General features: G+C 60.7%; 26 protein-coding genes. All 26 read right to left on the reverse strand.

The window, feature by feature from the left end; translation table 11 throughout:
- Positions 1-4: 4 nt before the first annotated feature.
- The 26 genes from rplO to rpoC all read right to left on the reverse strand — a co-directional run bounded on the left by rplO (position 5) and on the right by rpoC (position 18,764).
- Positions 5-448 carry a 50S ribosomal protein L15 gene (gene rplO, locus RQH86_RS06560; protein WP_012439114.1) on the reverse strand — a complete coding sequence of 148 codons (444 nt, stop codon included), beginning with the start codon at positions 446-448 and terminating at the stop codon, positions 5-7.
- Between the two features lie 4 nt (positions 449-452).
- A complete protein-coding gene (gene rpmD / locus RQH86_RS06565) occupies positions 453-644 on the reverse strand; it encodes a 50S ribosomal protein L30 (RefSeq protein WP_006450646.1) in 192 nt (63 codons plus the stop codon).
- Entirely contained in the window at positions 637-1,179 is a 543-nt protein-coding gene (gene rpsE, locus RQH86_RS06570; RefSeq protein WP_055846109.1) for a 30S ribosomal protein S5, read from the reverse strand. The genes rpmD and rpsE overlap by 8 nt, the downstream gene beginning before the upstream one ends.
- Positions 1,180-1,337: 158 nt before the next feature.
- Entirely contained in the window at positions 1,338-1,697 is a 360-nt protein-coding gene (gene rplR / locus RQH86_RS06575) for a 50S ribosomal protein L18 (protein WP_082473395.1), read from the reverse strand.
- A gap of 88 nt (positions 1,698-1,785) precedes the next feature.
- Complete coding sequence (gene rplF / locus RQH86_RS06580) at positions 1,786-2,313, reverse strand: 50S ribosomal protein L6 (RefSeq protein WP_055846112.1); 528 nt, start codon at positions 2,311-2,313, stop codon at positions 1,786-1,788.
- A gap of 15 nt (positions 2,314-2,328) precedes the next feature.
- A complete protein-coding gene (gene rpsH / locus RQH86_RS06585) occupies positions 2,329-2,727 on the reverse strand; it encodes a 30S ribosomal protein S8 (protein ID WP_055846115.1) in 399 nt (132 codons plus the stop codon).
- Between the two features lie 204 nt (positions 2,728-2,931).
- Positions 2,932-3,237: a 30S ribosomal protein S14 gene (rpsN, locus tag RQH86_RS06590; protein ID WP_005917137.1), complete on the reverse strand. Its 306-nt coding sequence runs from the start codon at positions 3,235-3,237 to the stop codon at positions 2,932-2,934.
- An 18-nt stretch (positions 3,238-3,255) separates the two neighbouring features.
- Complete coding sequence (rplE, locus tag RQH86_RS06595) at positions 3,256-3,798, reverse strand: 50S ribosomal protein L5 (RefSeq protein WP_055846118.1); 543 nt, start codon at positions 3,796-3,798, stop codon at positions 3,256-3,258.
- 11 nt (positions 3,799-3,809) lie between these two features.
- Positions 3,810-4,127, reverse strand: coding sequence for a 50S ribosomal protein L24 (rplX, locus tag RQH86_RS06600; RefSeq protein WP_006450639.1), 318 nt, complete (start codon positions 4,125-4,127; stop codon positions 3,810-3,812).
- 15 nt (positions 4,128-4,142) lie between these two features.
- A complete protein-coding gene (gene rplN / locus RQH86_RS06605) occupies positions 4,143-4,511 on the reverse strand; it encodes a 50S ribosomal protein L14 (RefSeq protein ID WP_003486699.1) in 369 nt (122 codons plus the stop codon).
- Between the two features lie 14 nt (positions 4,512-4,525).
- Positions 4,526-4,795 carry a 30S ribosomal protein S17 gene (rpsQ, locus tag RQH86_RS06610; protein ID WP_065466070.1) on the reverse strand — a complete coding sequence of 90 codons (270 nt, stop codon included), beginning with the start codon at positions 4,793-4,795 and terminating at the stop codon, positions 4,526-4,528.
- Positions 4,796-4,806: 11 nt separating this feature from the next.
- Positions 4,807-4,992 (reverse strand): 50S ribosomal protein L29, encoded by a 186-nt coding sequence (gene rpmC, locus RQH86_RS06615; RefSeq protein WP_055846121.1) that lies wholly within the window; start codon positions 4,990-4,992, stop codon positions 4,807-4,809.
- A complete protein-coding gene (rplP, locus tag RQH86_RS06620; RefSeq protein ID WP_003486706.1) occupies positions 4,992-5,405 on the reverse strand; it encodes a 50S ribosomal protein L16 in 414 nt (137 codons plus the stop codon). The genes rpmC and rplP overlap by 1 nt, the downstream gene beginning before the upstream one ends.
- Before the next feature lie 5 nt (positions 5,406-5,410).
- Positions 5,411-6,145: a 30S ribosomal protein S3 gene (gene rpsC, locus RQH86_RS06625; protein ID WP_005993372.1), complete on the reverse strand. Its 735-nt coding sequence runs from the start codon at positions 6,143-6,145 to the stop codon at positions 5,411-5,413.
- A 17-nt stretch (positions 6,146-6,162) separates the two neighbouring features.
- Positions 6,163-6,498 (reverse strand): 50S ribosomal protein L22, encoded by a 336-nt coding sequence (gene rplV / locus RQH86_RS06630; RefSeq protein ID WP_002811686.1) that lies wholly within the window; start codon positions 6,496-6,498, stop codon positions 6,163-6,165.
- A gap of 12 nt (positions 6,499-6,510) precedes the next feature.
- Positions 6,511-6,780 (reverse strand): 30S ribosomal protein S19, encoded by a 270-nt coding sequence (gene rpsS / locus RQH86_RS06635; RefSeq protein WP_005993369.1) that lies wholly within the window; start codon positions 6,778-6,780, stop codon positions 6,511-6,513.
- A 6-nt stretch (positions 6,781-6,786) separates the two neighbouring features.
- Positions 6,787-7,614 carry a 50S ribosomal protein L2 gene (gene rplB, locus RQH86_RS06640; RefSeq protein ID WP_003486715.1) on the reverse strand — a complete coding sequence of 276 codons (828 nt, stop codon included), beginning with the start codon at positions 7,612-7,614 and terminating at the stop codon, positions 6,787-6,789.
- Between the two features lie 10 nt (positions 7,615-7,624).
- The gene (rplW, locus tag RQH86_RS06645; protein ID WP_002811694.1) at positions 7,625-7,924 is read right to left on the reverse strand and encodes a 50S ribosomal protein L23; all 300 of its coding nucleotides are present in this window, start codon (positions 7,922-7,924) and stop codon (positions 7,625-7,627) included.
- Positions 7,921-8,526 carry a 50S ribosomal protein L4 gene (rplD, locus tag RQH86_RS06650; protein ID WP_055846344.1) on the reverse strand — a complete coding sequence of 202 codons (606 nt, stop codon included), beginning with the start codon at positions 8,524-8,526 and terminating at the stop codon, positions 7,921-7,923. Before rplD ends, rplW begins: the two co-directional genes overlap by 4 nt.
- A 12-nt stretch (positions 8,527-8,538) precedes the next feature.
- Positions 8,539-9,189 (reverse strand): 50S ribosomal protein L3, encoded by a 651-nt coding sequence (gene rplC, locus RQH86_RS06655; RefSeq protein ID WP_055846123.1) that lies wholly within the window; start codon positions 9,187-9,189, stop codon positions 8,539-8,541.
- Between the two features lie 11 nt (positions 9,190-9,200).
- Positions 9,201-9,512: a 30S ribosomal protein S10 gene (gene rpsJ, locus RQH86_RS06660; protein ID WP_003486723.1), complete on the reverse strand. Its 312-nt coding sequence runs from the start codon at positions 9,510-9,512 to the stop codon at positions 9,201-9,203.
- 464 nt (positions 9,513-9,976) lie between these two features.
- Positions 9,977-11,167 (reverse strand): elongation factor Tu, encoded by a 1,191-nt coding sequence (tuf, locus tag RQH86_RS06665; RefSeq protein WP_115527199.1) that lies wholly within the window; start codon positions 11,165-11,167, stop codon positions 9,977-9,979.
- Between the two features lie 46 nt (positions 11,168-11,213).
- On the reverse strand, positions 11,214-13,331 hold the full coding sequence (gene fusA, locus RQH86_RS06670; RefSeq protein ID WP_055846638.1) for an elongation factor G: 2,118 nt from the start codon (positions 13,329-13,331) through the stop codon (positions 11,214-11,216).
- Between the two features lie 137 nt (positions 13,332-13,468).
- A complete protein-coding gene (gene rpsG / locus RQH86_RS06675) occupies positions 13,469-13,936 on the reverse strand; it encodes a 30S ribosomal protein S7 (RefSeq protein ID WP_006450629.1) in 468 nt (155 codons plus the stop codon).
- Positions 13,937-13,948: 12 nt separating this feature from the next.
- Complete coding sequence (rpsL, locus tag RQH86_RS06680) at positions 13,949-14,323, reverse strand: 30S ribosomal protein S12 (RefSeq protein WP_002811712.1); 375 nt, start codon at positions 14,321-14,323, stop codon at positions 13,949-13,951.
- A gap of 223 nt (positions 14,324-14,546) precedes the next feature.
- Entirely contained in the window at positions 14,547-18,764 is a 4,218-nt protein-coding gene (gene rpoC / locus RQH86_RS06685; RefSeq protein ID WP_055846634.1) for a DNA-directed RNA polymerase subunit beta', read from the reverse strand.
- Positions 18,765-18,788 lie beyond the last annotated feature (24 nt).

Raw genomic sequence — 18,788 nt, forward strand, 5'->3', positions numbered from 1 at the left:
CCGATTACTCCTCTACGCTGCCGCCGGCAGCTTCGATTGCTGCCTTGGCGCCTGCGGTAGCCGCAACGCCCTTCAGCACGAACTTCTTGCTCAGCTCGCCCTTCAGCACGATCTTCGCCTTCTTGGCGCGGCTCGGGACCAGATTGGCCGCACGCAGCGCTGCAAAGTCGATTTCACCTGCTTCCAGCTTATCCAGCTGGTAGGACAGCACTTCTGCGCTGTCGCGCGCCATCTTGGAGCGGAAACCGATCTTCGGCAGACGACGCTGCATCGGAGTCTGGCCGCCTTCGAAGCCAGCCTTGATCTTGCCGCCGCCCTTACGCGCGAACGAGCCCTTGTGGCCACGGCCACAGGTCTTGCCAAGGCCAGAACCGATGCCGCGACCGACGCGCGTACGCTCGGTACGGGCACCATCGGCAGGCTTGAGGTCATTGAGATGCATAGTCATTGGATTAGTCCTCAACCTTGACGAGGTAGTGAACCGTATTGATCAGGCCGCGCACCTGCGGGCTGTCCTTGAGTTCACGCACATCGTTGATCTTATTCAGGCCCAACGCATGCACCGACAAGCGGTGACGCGACTGGGTACCACGCAGGCCGCGCACCAGGCGCACCTTCACAGTCTTGCCAGTGTCCTTAGCCATGGTTGAGCTCCTCCACCTTCTTGCCGCGCTTGGCCGCAACACGCGTCGGCGACTGCACTTCCGACAGACCCTTCAGGGTTGCACGGACCAGGTTGATCGGATTACGCGAACCAACTGCCTTGGCCAGCACGTTCTTCACGCCAACCGCTTCCAGCACAGCGCGCATGGCGCCACCAGCAATGACGCCAGTACCTTCCGAGGCGGGCTGCATGTAAACACGCGCTGCGCCATGGCCGGACTTGACGGCGTGCCACAAGGTGCCGTTATTCAGATCGACGCTGGCCAGGTTCTTGCGCGCCTGTTCCATCGACTTCTGGATGGCGACCGGCACTTCACGCGCCTTGCCATAACCAAAACCAACCTTGCCCAAACCATCGCCGACCACGGTCAGCGCGGTAAAGGTGAACTGACGACCGCCCTTGACCGTCTTGCTGACGCGATTAACCGCGACCAGCTTTTCGATCATGCCATCGTCGACTTTCTCTTCGCGGTTACGGTCGCGATCACGACCCCGCGGTGCACGTTCTTCTGCCATCTTGATTCCTTGATTGATTGAGTATGTACGGCTCTAGGCCGCTTATGGTTGTGGAGTGAAGCGGTGTTCCCGTAGCCGCTACAAAAGAACAGGACGGTCCGGCATCTCCCTGCCGGCGGAAACGCGGATGCAGCCGATGGCCACATCCGCAGCAGTGCTTAGAACTGCAGGCCGCCTTCGCGAGCTGCATCGGCCAGCGCCTTGATGCGGCCGTGGTAGCGGTAGCCCGAGCGATCGAATGCGACCTTCTCGATACCAGCAGCCTTGGCGCGCTCGGCGATCAACCTGCCAACCTTGACGGCTGCATCGCTGTTCTTGCCGTTCTTGAGACCATCCTTGACGTCGGCCTGCAGGGTATTCGCCGCAGCGATCACCTTGGAACCATCGGCAGTGAAGACCTGTGCATATAGGTGCTGACCGGTGCGCAGCACCGACAGACGGGCGACACCCAGTTCGCGGATGTGCGAGCGGGTGGATTTGGCGCGACGCAGACGGGCGATGTTCTTGTTGATGCTCATGATATTTATCCTACGGAAGCTGAAGGGAAAGCGCGCTCCTGTTAAAAGTCCGCACATGGATGTGCGGGCTCTTGCGAGGGACTCGCCATTAAGCCTTCTTGGCTTCCTTGCGAATGATGACTTCACCGGCGTACTTCACACCCTTGCCCTTGTAGGGCTCCGGCGGACGGAAACCGCGAATCTTGGCGGCAACTTCGCCGACGCGCTGCTTGTCGGCGCCCTGGACCAGAATTTCGGTCTGGGTCGGGGTCGACAACGTGATGCCTTCCGGCGCCACGAACACCAGCGGGTGCGAGAAACCGAGCGCCAGGCTCAGATCCTTGCCCTGCATGGCAGCACGGTAACCGACGCCGACGAGCTCGAGCTTGCGCTCGAAACCTTCGGACACACCCTTGACCATATTGGCAAGGATGGCGCGCACAGTGCCGGTGATGGCGAGCTGCGACGGATCGTTGGCCGACAGGGTTGCAACATCGCCGTCGATGGCGATTTCGACGCCCACCGGCTTCGGCAGGGTCAACGTGCCCTTCGGGCCCTTGACGCTAACCAGCTCAGGCTGGACGTTGAGCTCAACACCCTTCGGAAGGGATACAGGCTTCTTGGCTACACGGGACATGTTCGATTCCTTCCCTTAGGCCACGAAGCACAGGACTTCACCACCAACGCCGGCTTCGCGAGCCTGCGCATCGGTCATGATGCCCTTCGACGTGGAGATGATGGCGATACCCAGGCCACCGAGGACCTTGGGCAGCTCGGTCTTGCCGCGGTACTGACGCAGACCCGAGCGCGAGAAACGCTTCAGGGACTCGATGACCGGACGGCCTTCGAAATACTTCAGCACGATTTCCAGCTCCGATTTATTGTTCTCGGTGGCCGTTACGCGCAGGTCGGTGATGTAACCCTCGTCCTTCAGGACTTGGGCGATCGCAACCTTGATCTTGGATGACGGCAATTTCACCGTCTGCTTACCAACCGCGGCCGCATTCTTGATGCGAACCAGCAGGTCGGCGATGGGATCAGTCATGCTCATGTGAGTACCTTTGAGTGCACCGATATCCGCTTTCGCGAAAATCTTGTGTTTTCCTGGGGATGGGCCAGGACCCTTGACGCTACGCCGAGCCCGTACGGGCAAGACAGAAGCGGAAGTATACGACAAAAGAGCCCGACTTGCGTCGGACTCCCTTGTTGAACAGAACAATCCTGCTCAAACCGGCCGCGAACGGCCGGAATGCTGTTACCAGCTTGCCTTACGCAGACCCGGAACGTCACCGTTCATCGTGGCCTTGCGGAGCATGTTGCGACCCAGACCGAACTTGCGGTACACACCGCGCGGACGACCGGACAGCTCGCAACGGTTGCGGTGGCGGCTCGGCGACGAATCGCGCGGCAGCTTCTGCAACTTGGTCGAAGCATCGATCTTCTCTTCGTAGGACGCATCCTGACTGGAGAGGATCTTCTTCAGCGCATCACGCTTGCCGGCGAATTTCTTCGCCAACTTTGCACGCTTGATGTCGCGGTGGATCATGGAGGTCTTTGCCATTTCGGATGTCCTCGACGGTCAGTTACGGAACGGGAACTTGAACGCTGCCAGCAGCGCCTTCGCTTCCGCATCTGTCTTGGCGGTGGTGGTGATGGCGATATCCATACCGCGAATCGCATCGACGGCGTCGAAGTCGATTTCCGGGAAGATGATCTGTTCCTTCACACCCATGTTGAAGTTGCCACGACCGTCGAAGGAACGACCGGACACACCACGGAAGTCGCGCACGCGCGGCAACGAGATGTTGATCAGGCGATCCAGGAACTCGTACATCTTGGCGCGACGCAAGGTGGTCTTGCAGCCGATCGGCCAACCGTCACGAATCTTGAACGATGCGACCGAAACGCGCGACTTGGTGACCACCGGCTTTTGACCGGAGATCTTGGACATGTCGGCGACCGCATTTTCAAGAATCTTCTTGTTGGTAGCCGCCTCACCCACGCCCATGTTGAGCGTGACCTTGACCAGCTTCGGCACTTCCATCGGATTGGAGTAGCCGAATTCCTTCATCAGGGCCGGCACCACGTTTTCCTTGTAAAACTTTTCGAGACGAGTGTTCATGATCTCATTCCTCAGGCGTCGAGCGCCTCACCGCTGGAGCGGAACACACGCAATTTGCGTCCATCCTCCAGCACCTTGAAGCCAACGCGCTCGCCCTTGCCCGTTGCCGGGTTGACGATATTGACGTTGGAGATATGGATCGACGCTTCACGCTCGACCACGCCGCCGGCGACACCCGCCTGCGGGTTCGGCTTGGTGTGGCGCTTGATGATGTTGGCATTGGAGACGATCACGCGATCGCCATCCACACGCACAACTTCACCCTGCTTACCCTTGTCCTTGCCGGTGTTGATGACGACCTGGTCGCCCTTCTTTATACGGTTAGCCATGTGTATGTCCTCCGCTCACAGCACTTCGGGAGCGAGCGAGACGATCTTCATGAACTTCTCGGAACGCAGCTCGCGCGTCACCGGCCCGAAGATGCGGGTCCCGATCGGCTCCTGCTTATTGTTCAACAGCACAGCGGCATTGCCATCGAAGCGGATCAGCGAACCGTCGGGACGGCGCACACCCTTGCGGGTACGCACCACGACGGCGTCGTAGACTTCGCCTTTCTTGACCTTGCCACGCGGAATGGCGTCCTTGACGGTCACCTTGATGATGTCACCAATGTGTGCGTAGCGGCGCTTCGAGCCGCCCAGCACCTTGATGCACATCACTTCCTTGGCGCCCGAATTGTCGGCCACATCGAGGTAGCTCTGCATCTGGATCATGATTCAGATCTCCCTTAGCCGGCCGAACGGGTGACGATTTCGACCACCCGCCAGTTCTTGGTCTTGGACATTGGAGCAATCTCGGTCACACGCACGACGTCGCCTTCATTACAGGCATTGTCGGCATCGTGTGCGTGCAGCTTGGTCGAGCGCTTGATGTACTTACCGTACAGAGCATGCTTGACCTGGCGCTCCACCAACACGGTGACCGTCTTGTCCATCTTGTTGCTGACGACACGGCCTTCGACCGTGCGCAGCGTTTGCTTTTCGTTGTTGTCGCTCATCGCGGCCGTCCTTACTTGGTGCTGCCGAGCAGGTGCTTGACGCGAGCAATCTCGCGGCGCACCCGGCGGGTATCGTGGGTCTTCGGCAGCTGGCCGGTGACCTGCTGCATGCGGAGCGAGAACTGCTCCTTACGCAGATCGGTCAGGTGGGCCTTCAGTTCGTCAGCCGACTTCTCGCGGAGTTGTTTGATATCCATCAGCGCACCGTCCGGGTCACGAAAGTGGTCGTCACCGAGAGCTTGGCAGCGGCAAGGCGGAACGCCTCACGTGCAGTCTCTTCGGGAATACCCTCGATTTCATAGATCATGCGGCCCGGCTGAATCTGCGCGACCCAGTACTCCACGTTGCCCTTACCGGAGCCCATGCGGACTTCGATCGGCTTCTTGGTGATCGGCTTGTCGGGGAACACACGGATCCACATCTTGCCGCCCTTTTTGACGTGGCGGCTGATCGTGCGGCGTGCTGCTTCAATCTGGCGTGCGGTCAGCTGACCGTGCGCCGTGGCCTTCAGACCGTATTCGCCGAAGCTGACGGCGTTTCCGCTCCATGCCAGGCCGTCATTGCGGCCCTTGTGCATCTTGCGATATTTGGTTCGCTTGGGTTGCAACATTGCCGTTACCTCGCTTCACGAGCCGGGCGCGACGGGCGGTCACCACGGTCGCCACGATCGTTACGATCGTTGCGCGGGCTGTCGTCCTGCTTTTCCTGGCCAACCTGAGAGAAGTCGAAGACTTCGCCCTTATAGATCCAGACCTTGATGCCGATGATGCCGTACGTCGTGGACGCCTCGGCAAAACCGTAATCAATGTCGGCACGTAGCGTGTGCAGCGGCACGCGGCCTTCGCGGTACCACTCCGAACGGGCGATTTCTGCACCGTTGAGGCGGCCAGCCACATTGACCTTGATGCCCAGGGCACCCAAGCGCATCGCGTTACCGACCGAGCGCTTCATTGCGCGGCGGAACATGATGCGACGCTCAAGCTGCTGCGCGATCGATTCAGCGACCAGCTGCGCATCCAGCTCCGGCTTGCGCACTTCGGTGACGTTGATGTGCGCCGGAACGCCCATCAGCTCGCTCACTTCCTTACGCAGCTTTTCGATGTCCTCGCCACGCTTGCCGATCACCACGCCCGGACGGGCAGTGTGAATCGTCACGCGGGCGGTTTTGGCAGGGCGCTCGATCAAGATCTTGCTGACACCTGCCTGCGCGAGCTTCTTGCGCAGCATTTCACGCACTTTCAGGTCGGCTGCCAAATAGGCAGCGAAATCGCCCTTGTTTGCGTACCACTTGGAATTCCAGTCTTTGGAGATACCAAGACGGATTCCAGTCGGATGAACTTTATGACCCATGGTCTTTTCCTTTCCGCTTACTTGGCGGCGCCAACAATCACAGTGATGTGACTGGTGCGCTTGAGGATGCGGGTACCGCGGCCTTTCGCCCGCGCCATGAAACGCTTCAGGGACGGACCTTCATCAACCATGATGGTCTTGACCTTCAGCTCGTCGACATCCGCGCCCTGATTGTTCTCGGCATTGGCAATAGCCGACTCCACAACCTTTTTGATCAGGTGTGCAGCCTTTTTGTCCGAGAACTTCAGCAGATTGACCGCACGCTCGGCGGACAAACCACGCACCTGGTCAGCGACCAGGCGGGCCTTCTGCGGGGAGATGCGCGCGGTGCGCAGGATTGCTTTCGCTTCCATCGTCATCTCTCCTTACCTGCTCGACTTCTTGTCGCCACCGTGACCCTTGAAGGTCCGGGTGACGGCAAATTCGCCAAGCTTGTGGCCGACCATATTCTCGTTGACGAGCACCGGAATGTGGTTCTTGCCGTTATGCACGGCGATGGTTATGCCTACCATTTCCGGCAGGATCATCGAACGGCGCGACCAGGTCTTGATCGGCTTCTTGCTACCCGCAGCGGACTCCACCTTCTTTGCAAGGTGGTGATCGACGAACGGGCCCTTCTTAAGTGAACGTGCCATGGTCGATTAGCCCCTACGATCGCGGACGATGAATTGCTGGGTGCGCTTGTTCTTGCGCGTCTTGTAACCCTTGGTCGGAACACCCCACGGGGTGACCGGATGCGGATTACCCTGACCAGCCTTCGCTTCACCACCACCGTGCGGGTGATCGACCGGGTTCATGGCCGCACCGCGAACGGTCGGGCGAACACCGCGCCAACGCTTGGCGCCGGCCTTGCCCAACTTCTCGAGGTTGTGCTCGTCGTTGCCGACTTCACCGATGGTGGCACGGCATTCGACAGGCACCTTGCGCATTTCGCCCGAGCGCAGACGCAGCGTGGCATAGATGCCTTCGCGAGCGACCAGCTGGACAGCTGCACCGGCAGCACGTGCGATCTGAGCGCCCTTACCCGGCTTCAGCTCGATACCGTGCACCGTCGTACCGACCGGGATGTTACGCAGCGGCAGCGTGTTACCAGTCTTGATCGGTGCATTGGCACCGGCAATAACCTGGTCGCCAGCCTTCAGGCCCTTGGGGGCGATGATGTAGCGACGCTCGCCGTCGACATAGCACAGCAGGGCGATATGAGCGGTACGGTTCGGATCGTATTCGATCCGCTCCACACGCGCCGGAATACCTTCCTTGTTGCGCTTGAAGTCGATGATGCGGTAGTGCTGCTTGTGGCCACCACCGACGTGACGCACGGTGATGCGGCCATGGTGGTTACGACCACCGGACTTGCTCTGCGAATCGAGCAGCGCCGCGTGCGGTGCGCCCTTGTGCAGATCGGGAGTAACCACGCGCACGGCGGAACGACGGCCGGGAGAGGTGGGTTTGAACTTCATCAATGGCATGGGATGGACCTCAGGCCTTGGCCGTTACGTCGATGGACTGACCATCAACCAGGCGGACGTACGCCTTGCGCCAATTGCCACGGCTGCCAGCACGGTTACGGAAGGACTTGCTCTTGCCCTTGACGTTGACCACGTTGACTGCCTTGACCTTGACGTCGAACAGCTGCTCAACCGCGGCCTTTACATCGGCCTTGGTGGCTTCGTTCGAAACTTCGAAGACATACTGGTTGGAGATTTCCTGCAGGCGCGCGGTCTTTTCAGAGACTCGCGGAGCACGCAGCACGCTGAAGATTTTTTCGTTGCTGCTCATGCCAGCCACTCCTCGATCTTCTTGACCGCATCGGCGGTGATCACGACCGTATCGGCCCCGACCAAAGCGACCGGATCCAGACCCTGCACATCACGCACCTGCACATACGGCAGATTGCGAGCGGACAGATACAGGTGCTCGGAAGCTTCTTCGGTGACGATCAGCGGGCGCTTGCCCACATCCAGTCCCTTCAACTTCTCGATCAGACCCTGGGTCTTGGTGGTTTCGACGTCGAACGCATCGACGATCATCAGGCGACCCTGGCGATTAAGCTCAGAGAAGATCGCGCAGATGGCCGCACGGTACATCTTGCGGTTGACTTTCTGCTCGAAGCTGCGCGGCTTGGCCGCGAAGGTCACGCCGCCGCCGACGAAGATTGGAGCCGTCAACGCGCCGTGACGCGCACCGCCGCCCTTCTGCTTCTTCGACTTCTTGGTCGTGCCCGCAACTTCCGAACGCGTCTTCTGTGCCTTGGTACCAGCGCGACCGGCGTTGCGATAAGCGACGACGACCTGGTGAACCAGATCTTCGCTGAATTCGCGACCGAACACGGCATCGGAGACCGAGACCTTGTTATTGCTACCCGTGATAACGAGTTCCATCGTCATCTCTCCTTATGCCTTGCTCGCCGGACGGACGATCACGTCGCCACCAGCTGCGCCAGGCACGGCGCCGCGGATAGCAATCAGACCACGCTCGACGTCGACCTTGACCACTTCCAGGTTCAGCGTGCTTTGCTGCACGGCGCCCATGTGGCCCGACATCTTCTTACCCGGGAAAACGCGACCCGGGGTCTGGCGCTGACCCAACGAACCCGGCGCGCGATGCGACAGCGAGTTACCGTGAGTTGCATCGCCCATACGGAAGTTGTAGCGCTTGATGGTGCCCTGGAAACCCTTACCCTTGGTGACGCCCTGGACGTCGACCTTTTGGCCGACCTCAAAGATGTCCGCCTTGATTTCGCCGCCGACGGCGAAATCGCCGAGCTGCGCATCTTCAACGCGGAATTCCCACAAGCCGCGACCCGCTTCGACCTTCGCCTTGGCGAAGTGACCGGAGGCCGGCTTGTTGACCAGTGCGGCGCGACGCGCGCCAACGGTAATCTGCACTGCGCTGTAGCCGTCGGTTTCAACGGTCTTGATCTGCGCGATGCGGTTCGGAGTTGCTTCGATCAGCGTAACCGGCACGGAGCGGCCATCTTCAGTGAAGACGCGGCTCATGCCAGCCTTGCGGCCTACGAAGCCCAACGAATATTTCTTCGTCATGGTCGTAGTCCTCAGGTCAACTTGATCTGTACGTCGACGCCAGCCGCGAGTTCGAGCTTCATCAGCGCGTCCACGGTCTTGTCGTTCGGGTCGACGATATCGAGCACACGCTTATGCGTGCGGGTTTCGTATTGGTCACGCGCATCCTTGTCGGCATGCGGGGATACGAGGATGGTGTAACGTTCGATCTTGGTCGGCAACGGGATCGGGCCACGCACTTGCGCGCCGGTCCGCTTAGCCGTTTCGACGATCTCGCTGGCCGAACGGTCGATCAAACGATGATCGAACGCCTTCAACCGAATCCGGATCTTTTGTTCCGACATGACGGAAGCTTCCTTCGTTAAAAGAGCGACGGGCAAGGCCTCTGGGATACCTGCCCCGGTATTCCTGCATTGGTGAAATCGCCAGACATCCTGCCGACGAGGGCTTTCCTCCGCCCAAAAACTGAGGCAGCCCGGTAAACCGGCCTGCCCAGACGGAAAAGTATAATGCGCAGCTAGAGCACGGTCAACAACGACTGAGTTGTTGAGTGCTCCATGCAACGCGACCTTCCCGGTCTGGCGAACACGAGCGGCTTCCTGCCGTTCTTTTCGCTGTGAACTCAGCGCCCTACCCAGGGACACCGAGCCGCGCATTATAGCGAGCGATATCTAGGTGCACAAGCGTCCATTCAATTAATCCTGCTTCTCGCCCACCTGACCTACCCGCTACCAAAAAAAAGGGCCGGCTTGCGCCGACCCTTTTTCATTTGCGCCGGCGACCAGAGTCGCCGAACTGCAGGCATTGCTTACTTGACGATCTTGGCAACCACACCAGCGCCGACGGTCCGGCCGCCTTCGCGAATTGCGAAGCGCAGACCTTCATCCATCGCGACCGGGTTGATCAGCGTCACGACCATCTTCACGTTGTCGCCCGGCATCACCATCTCCACGCCTTCCGGCAGCTGGCACGCGCCAGTGATGTCGGTGGTACGGAAGTAGAACTGCGGACGGTAGCCCTTGAAGAACGGGGTATGACGACCACCCTCATCCTTGGACAGCACGTAAACTTCGGCTTCAAACTCGGTATGCGGCTTGATCGAACCCGGCTTGCACAGCACCTGGCCGCGCTCGACGTCGTCACGCTTGGTGCCGCGCAGCAGCAGACCGGCGTTGTCGCCTGCCTGACCCTGGTCCAGCAGCTTGCGGAACATTTCCACGCCGGTGACGGTGGTCTTCTGCGTATCACGGATACCGACGATTTCGATTTCGTCGCCAACCTTGATGATGCCGCGCTCGATACGACCGGTCACCACGGTGCCGCGGCCGGAGATCGAGAACACGTCTTCGACCGGCATCAGGAACGGGCGGTCCACGTCGCGGGTCGGATCCGGAATGAAGCTGTCCAGTGCATCGACCAGCTTCAGGATCGCCGGCACGCCGATTTCGCTCTGATCACCGTCCAGCGCCAGACGCGCCGAACCATGAATGATCGGGGTGTCGTCGCCCGGGAAGTCGTACTTGCTCAGCAGCTCGCGCACTTCCATTTCGACCAGCTCGAGCAGCTCGGCGTCGTCGACCATGTCAGCCTTGTTCAGGAACACCACGATGTGCGGCACGCCGACCTGACGCGACAGCAGGATGTGCTCACGGGTCTGCGGCATCGGGCCGTCAGCGGCCGAACACACCAGAATCGCGCCGTCCATCTGCGCAGCACCGGTGATCATGTTCTTGACGTAGTCGGCGTGGCCGGGGCAGTCAACGTGTGCGTAGTGACGGTTCGGGGATTCGTATTCGACGTGCGCGGTCGAGATCGTGATACCACGCGCCTTCTCTTCCGGCGCTGCGTCGATCGCGTCGTACGCCTTGAACTCACCACCGAAACGCTCAGCACCGATCTTGGTCAGCGCAGCGGTCAACGTGGTCTTGCCATGGTCAACGTGACCAATGGTGCCGACATTGACGTGCAGCTTGTTGCGCTCGAATTTAGCTTTTGCCATGACTTGCTACCTCTAATTAGAAAATTTTTGAAGCGGCTGAGCGAACTCAGCCCTTCTTGGTGACGGCGTCGGCGATGTTGGTCGGCGCCTCTTCGTAATGGTCGAATTCCATTGAGAACGTTGCGCGCCCCTGGCTCATCGAGCGCAGCGAGGTCGCGTAACCGAACATCTCACCCAGCGGAATCATCGCATTGATGATCTTGCCCGACGGGCTGTCGTCCTGACCCTGCAACACGCCGCGACGGCGGCTCACGTCGCCCATCACGTCGCCCAGGTAATCCTCCGGGCTGACGATCTCGACTTTCATGATCGGCTCGAGCAACACCGGGCTGGCTTTCGCAAAGCCCTGCTTGAACGCCATCGACGCGGCCAGCTTGAACGCCATTTCCGAGGAGTCGACGTCATGGTACGAGCCGAACACCAGCTTGACCTTGACACCCACCACCGGGAAGCCAGCGATGGGACCGCTGGTGATCGTTTCGCGCAGACCCTTCTCGACCGAGGGGATGAATTCCTTCGGAATGATGCCGCCGGTGATGTCGTTGATGAAGAGGAAATCGTCCTTGACGCTATCGTTCTTACGATCTTCTTCGGTCATCGGCGACAGCTCGATCACGACGTGACCGTACTGCCCCTTACCACCGGACTGCTTGGCGTGCTTGTAGTCGGACTTGACGTCGGTCTTGCGGATCGTTTCGCGATACGCAACCTGCGGCTTGCCAACGTTGGCCTCGACATTGAACTCGCGACGCATGCGGTCGACGATGATGTCCAGGTGCAACTCGCCCATGCCGGAGATGATGGTCTGGCCGGATTCTTCGTCGGTCTTGACGCGGAACGAGGGATCTTCCTGCGCCAGACGACCCAGCGCCGTACCCATCTTTTCCTGGTCCGACTTGGTCTTGGGCTCCACCGCCATCGAGATCACCGGCTCCGGGAAAATCATGCGCTCCAGGGTGATGATCTTGTCCTGCGCACACAGCGTATCGCCGGTGGTGACGTCCTTCAGACCCACGGCCGCGGCGATGTCACCAGCGCGCACTTCCTTGATCTCTTCGCGATTGTTGGAATGCATCTGCAGGATGCGGCCCACGCGCTCTTTCTTCGACTTGACCGGGTTATAGACCTGGTCACCGGAGTTCAGCGTGCCTGAGTAGACACGGAAGAACGTCAGCGAGCCCACGAACGGATCGGTCATGATCTTGAACGCCAACGCCGAGAACGGCGCGGTGTCGGTCGCAGGACGGCTGTCTTCCTTCTCGTCTTCGTCGATGCCGGCAACCGGCGGACGGTCGGCCGGCGACGGCAGCAGATGCACGACGCCGTCGAGCATGGCCTGCACGCCCTTGTTCTTGAACGCCGAGCCGCAGAACACCGGCACGATCTCGACCTTCAGGGTGCGCTCGCGCAGACCCACCAGGATCTCTTCTTCGCTCAGGTCGCCTTCGTTGAGGTACTTGTCCATGAGTTCTTCGCTGGCTTCTGCAGCCGCTTCGACCATGAACGAACGCGCCTCGGTCGCAATCTCGACCAGGTCAGCCGGGATGTCGCCGTATTCAAAGGTGGTGCCCTGCGACGCGATATCCCAATGAATCGCCTTCATCTTCAACAGGTCGACCACGCCCTCGAAACCGTCTTCGGCGCCGATCGGCACCTGCATCGGCACGGCGTAGGCACCCAGACGGGCTCTCAGCTGCTCAACGACCTTGTCGAAGTTGGCACCGGTACGATCCATCTTGTTGACGAAGGCCATGCGCGGCACGGAATACTTGTTGGCCTGGCGCCACACAGTCTCGGACTGCGGCTGCACGCCACCCACGGCGCACAGCACGAACACCGCACCGTCGAGCACGCGCAAGGAGCGCTCCACTTCGATGGTGAAGTCGACGTGCCCGGGGGTGTCGATGATGTTCAGGCGATGCTGCGGCATGGACTTGTCCATACCCGACCAGAACGCGGTGGTCGCAGCGGAGGTGATGGTAATACCACGCTCCTGCTCCTGCTCCATCCAGTCCATCACTGCAGCGCCGTCATGGACTTCGCCGATCTTGTGACTGACACCGGTGTAGAACAGGATGCGCTCGGAAGTGGTGGTCTTGCCGGCATCGATGTGGGCCATGATGCCGAAGTTGCGGTAACGCTCGATAGGGGTGGTGCGGGCCACGGGGAGCCTCTCAATTTCTTGGATTTCGGATGGCCGAACGCCGCCTTTCGGCGGCCTTCGGATTGAATGCGACGCGAGACGCGTCGCAAACAGCACTCATATGGTGCTGAAGGGCCCCGTTACCAAGGCCCCCGAGGTCACCAGCGGTAGTGTGCGAACGCCTTGTTCGCTTCCGCCATACGGTGAGTCTCTTCGCGCTTCTTGATCGCGCCGCCACGGCTTTCCGAGGCGTCCAACAGTTCTGCAGCCAGCTTGCGCGGCATGGTGTTCTCGCCACGCTTGCGCGCGGAATCGATCAACCAGCGCATTGCCAGCGCCGTGCGACGGGAGGAGCGCACTTCGACGGGCACCTGATAGGTAGCACCACCAACGCGACGCGATTTAACTTCGACAGCCGGGGCCACGTTGTCCAGTGCTTTCTGCACTAGCTCGACGGCATTCGGATTCTTTTCGCCAATGACGTCCATCGCGCCATAGACAATTTTCTCAGCAACCGACTTCTTGCCACTTTGCATCACCATATTGATGAAGCGGGCAATGGTTTCGCTGCCATGCTTTGGATCAGGCAGGACGGTGCGCTGCGGAGTAGAACCTTTACGGGACATTGGAGTATTTCCTTAGCTCTTCGGGCGCTTGGCGCCGTACTTGGAACGACCTTGACGGCGCTTTGCGACGCCGGCGGCGTCCAGCGAACCACGGACGGTGTGATAACGCACACCGGGAAGATCCTTGACGCGGCCACCACGAATCAGGACCACGGAGTGCTCCTGCAGGTTGTGACCTTCACCACCGATGTAGCTGATGACCTCTTCCTGATTGGTCAGGCGCACTTTGGCAACCTTACGCAGGGCCGAGTTCGGCTTCTTCGGGGTAGTGGTATAGACGCGTGTGCAGACGCCGCGGCGCTGCGGACACTTGTCCAGTGCCGGGGAGGCACTCTTGTAGGTGGTCGCTTGCCGAGGCTTGCGGACCAGCTGATTGATCGTCGTCATCAGTTGATTCTTCTGATTAGAGAGGCCGAGACGGCCTTGCACGAAAACGAAGGCAGGCCGAAAAACGGCCCGCCGAGACAGGGAAGTATAGCTGGCAGGACGAAACTCCGTCAACTTCACGGAAACCCAACCCTGCTGGCCCGTCCAAAGGCCCGAAAACGGAGGGCCTCCTGCCCTCCTCTCGCTTGGCTGACGGCGCTCTTGCGAGCGCCGTCGCAAGCGCTTACTCCTCGTCCGCGCCGGCGTCCGCCACAGCGACGACCGGTTCAGCAACCGTCGGCTTGCCCGACAAGGTTTCCATTTCCGAGTCGGTCAGACCGGACGATTTACGCCGCCCGGCGTGGTAGGCAAGACCGGTACCGGCCGGGATCAGGCGACCCACGATCACGTTTTCCTTCAGACCGCGCAGGTTGTCGCGGGTACCGCGCACGGCAGCCTCGGTCAACACACGCGTGGTCTCCTGGAACGAGGCCGCCGAGATGAACGACTCGGTGGCCAGCGAGGCCTTGGTGATACCCAGCAGCACCGGATCGTACTTGGCCGGCAGTTCGTTGCGCTTGACCAGGCGGACATTTTCCTCGATGACGCGCTGACGCTCGACCTGCTCGCCATTGAGGAACTTGCTGGTGCCCTGGTCGGTGATCTCGACCTTGCGCAGCATCTGGCGAGTGATCACCTCGATGTGCTTGTCGTTGATCTTCACGCCCTGCAGGCGATACACGTCCTGGATTTCCTTGACCAGATACGCGGCCAGCGGCTCGACACCCAGCAGACGCAGGATGTCCTGCGGGCTCGGCTCGCCGTCCACCACGGTCTCGCCCTTGGTCACATGCTCGCCTTCGAACACGATGATCTGGCGGTACTTCGGGATCAGCTCTTCGTGTTCACTGCCATCGGTGTCCTTGATGATCAGACGCTGCTTGCCCTTGGTGTCCTTACCGAAGCTGATGATGCCCGAGCGCTCGGCCAGGATCGCCGGATCCTTCGGCTTGCGTGCTTCGAACAAGTCGGCAACGCGCGGCAGACCACCGGTAATGTCGCGGGTCTTGGACGCTTCCTGCGGGATCTTTGCGACCACGTCGCCCACGCCGACAGCGGCGCCGTCCTGCAGGTTGACGATGGAGCGCGGCGGCAACAGGTACTGCGCCGGCAGATCCGTATTCGGGATCGTCAGGTCGTTGCCCTTGCCATCGACGATGCGCACGATCGGGCGCAGTTCCTTGGCATGCGCACCGCGACGCTTCGGGTCGGTGATTTCGCGCGAGGCCAGGCCAGTCAGTTCGTCGGTCTTCTCGATGACGGTGACGCCGTCGACGAAGTCGATGAAGCGAATGAAACCGGCCACTTCCGACACGATCGGGTGGTTATGCGGATCCCAGTTGGCAACGCCCTGCCCGGCCTTGACCGCATCGCCGTCTTTGGCGGTGATGGTGGCGCCGTACGGCAGCTTGTAACGCTCGCGCTCGCGGCCATGGCCATCGAGCACGGACAGTTCGCCAGAACGCGAGACCGCAACCAGTGCGCCGCTGGCATGCGCCACCGACTTGAGGTTGTTGAACTTCACCGAACCGGTGGTCTTGACGGTGATGTTGTCCACCGCAGCCGCACGCGATGCCGCACCACCGATGTGGAACGTACGCATGGTCAGCTGGGTACCCGGCTCACCGATGGACTGGGCGGCGATGACGCCGACCGCTTCACCGATGTTGACCTGGTGACCACGTGCAAGATCGCGACCGTAGCAACGTGCGCACACGCCGAACGACGATTCGCAGCTGATGGTCGAACGCACCTTCACCGACTGCACGCTGGCGTCTTCCAGCTTGGCAACCCAGGCTTCGTCGAGCAGCGTATTGCGGGTGACGATCGGCTCTTCGTCGTTGCCCGGCAGGTACACGTCCTCGGCCACGACACGGCCCAGCACGCGCTCCTTCAACGGCTCCACCACGTCGCCGCCTTCCACGATCGGGGTCATGATCAACCCTTCGGTGGTGCCGCAATCGACTTCGGTGATCACCACGTCCTGCGCGACGTCGACCAGACGACGGGTCAGGTAACCCGAGTTCGCGGTCTTCAACGCGGTATCGGCCAGACCCTTACGCGCACCGTGGGTGGAGTTGAAGTACTCCTGCACGTTCAAGCCTTCGCGGAAGTTCGCCTTGATGGGCGTCTCGATGATCGAGCCGTCCGGACGCGCCATCAGGCCGCGCATACCGGCCAGCTGACGGATCTGCGCCTGGCTACCACGCGCACCGGAGTCGGCCATGATGTAGAGCGAGTTCATCGACTTCTGGTCGATGGTTTCGCCCTTGGCATTCTCGACCTTCTCGGTACCGATGGTGTCCATCATCGCCTTGGCGATGCGCTCGCTGGTACGCGACCAGATGTCCACGACCTTGTTGTAACGCTCGCCGGCGGTGACCAGGCCCGACTGATACTGCTCCTGGATTTCCAGCACTTCGGCTTCTGCCTCGGTGAGGATGCCCTTCTTCTCGTCCGGGATCAGCATGTCGTCGATGCCGATCGACACGCCTGCGCGGGTGGCGTAGGCATAGCCGGTGTACATCAGCTTGTCGGCGAACACGACGGTGTCCTTCAAGCCCAGCAGACGGTAGCTGGAGTTGATCAGACGCGAGATGTTCTTCTTGGTCATCTCGGTGTTGGCCAGCTGGAACGGCAGGCCTTCGGGCAGGATTTCGCTCAGCAACGCACGACCGACCGTGGTGTCCACGATCGAGGTGCCGCTGGTGCGCTTGCCGTCGACGGCGTCGACGTCCACCTGGGTGATGCGAACCTTGACCTTGGCGTGCAGTTCCACCACGCGGTTGTCGTAGGCGCGCTTCACTTCGCTGGTGTTCGCAAACACCATGCCCTCGCCCTTCTTGTTCTCCAGGGCGCGGCTCATGTAGTACAGGCCCAACACCACGTCCTGCGACGGCACGATGATCGGCTCGCCGTTGGCCGGCGACAGGATGTTGTTGGTGGACATCATCAGCGCACGCGCTTCCAGCTGGGCTTCCAGCGAAAGCGGCACGTGGACGGCCATCTGGTCACCGTCGAAGTCGGCGTTGAAGGCGGTACATACCAGCGGATGCAGCTGGATGGCCTTGCCTTCGATCAACACCGGCTCGAACGCCTGGATGCCCAGACGGTGCAGGGTCGGCGCACGGTTCAGCAGCACCGGATGCTCGCGAATGACTTCTTCGAGGATGTCCCACACCTCGGCCTCTTCGCGCTCGACGAGCTTCTTAGCGGCCTTGATGGTGGTGGCCAGGCCACGACGCTGCAGCTTGGCGAACACGAACGGCTTGAACAGCTCGAGCGCCATCTTCTTCGGCAGGCCGCACTGGTGCAGCTTGAGGTACGGACCGACGGTGATGACCGAACGACCGGAGTAATCCACGCGCTTGCCGAGCAGGTTCTGACGGAACCGACCCTGCTTGCCCTTGATCATGTCGGCCAGCGACTTCAGCGGACGCTTATTGGTGCCGGTGATGGCACGGCCGCGACGGCCGTTGTCCAGCAGCGCATCGACCGATTCCTGCAACATGCGCTTTTCGTTGCGCACGATGATGTCCGGCGCGTTGAGCTCCAGCAGGCGACGCAGACGGTTGTTGCGGTTGATCACGCGGCGGTACAGATCGTTCAGATCCGAGGTCGCGAAGCGGCCGCCGTCCAGCGGCACCAGCGGACGCAGGTCCGGCGGCAGCACGGGAAGCACGGTCATGACCATCCACTCCGGACGGTTACCCGATTCCAGGAAGGCTTCGATCAACTTGATGCGCTTGGTCAGGCGCTTGAGCTTGGTTTCCGAACCGGTGCTGGCGATTTCTTCGCGCAGGCGGGTCATTTCCGACTGCAGGTCGATCGTGCGCAGCAGCTCGTACACGGCCTCGGCGCCCATGGCGGCGTCGAAGTCGTCGTTGTACTCCTGGCGTGCGGTCAGGTACTGCTCTTCGGTCAGCAGCTGGCGGCGCTCGAGCGGGGTGAGGCCCGGCTCGGTGACCACGTAGGCTTCGAAGTACAGCACGCGCTCGATGTCACGCAGGGTCATGTCCAGCATCAAACCGATACGCGAGGGCAGCGACTTGAGGAACCAGATGTGCGCGACCGGCGAGGCCAGGTCGATGTGACCCATGCGCTCGCGACGCACCTTGGCCAGGGTGACTTCGGTGCCGCACTTTTCGCAGACCACACCGCGGTGCTTCATGCGCTTGTACTTGCCGCACAGGCACTCGTAATCCTTGATCGGGCCAAAGATCGCGGCGCAGAACAGGCCGTCACGCTCCGGCTTGAAGGTGCGGTAGTTGATGGTTTCGGGCTTCTTCACTTCGCCGTAGGACCACGAACGGATCAGGTCAGGCGATGCCAGCGCGATCTTGATCGCGTCGAAATCCAGCGTCTGGCGCTGTTGATTGAAGAGGTTGAGCAGGTCTTTCATTGGATATCTCCGGGTCGGAGGAAT

The sequence above is a fragment of the Xanthomonas sp. WCS2018Noco2-27 genome (assembly GCF_031843525.1).
Taxonomy (GTDB): Bacteria; Pseudomonadota; Gammaproteobacteria; order Xanthomonadales; family Xanthomonadaceae; genus Xanthomonas.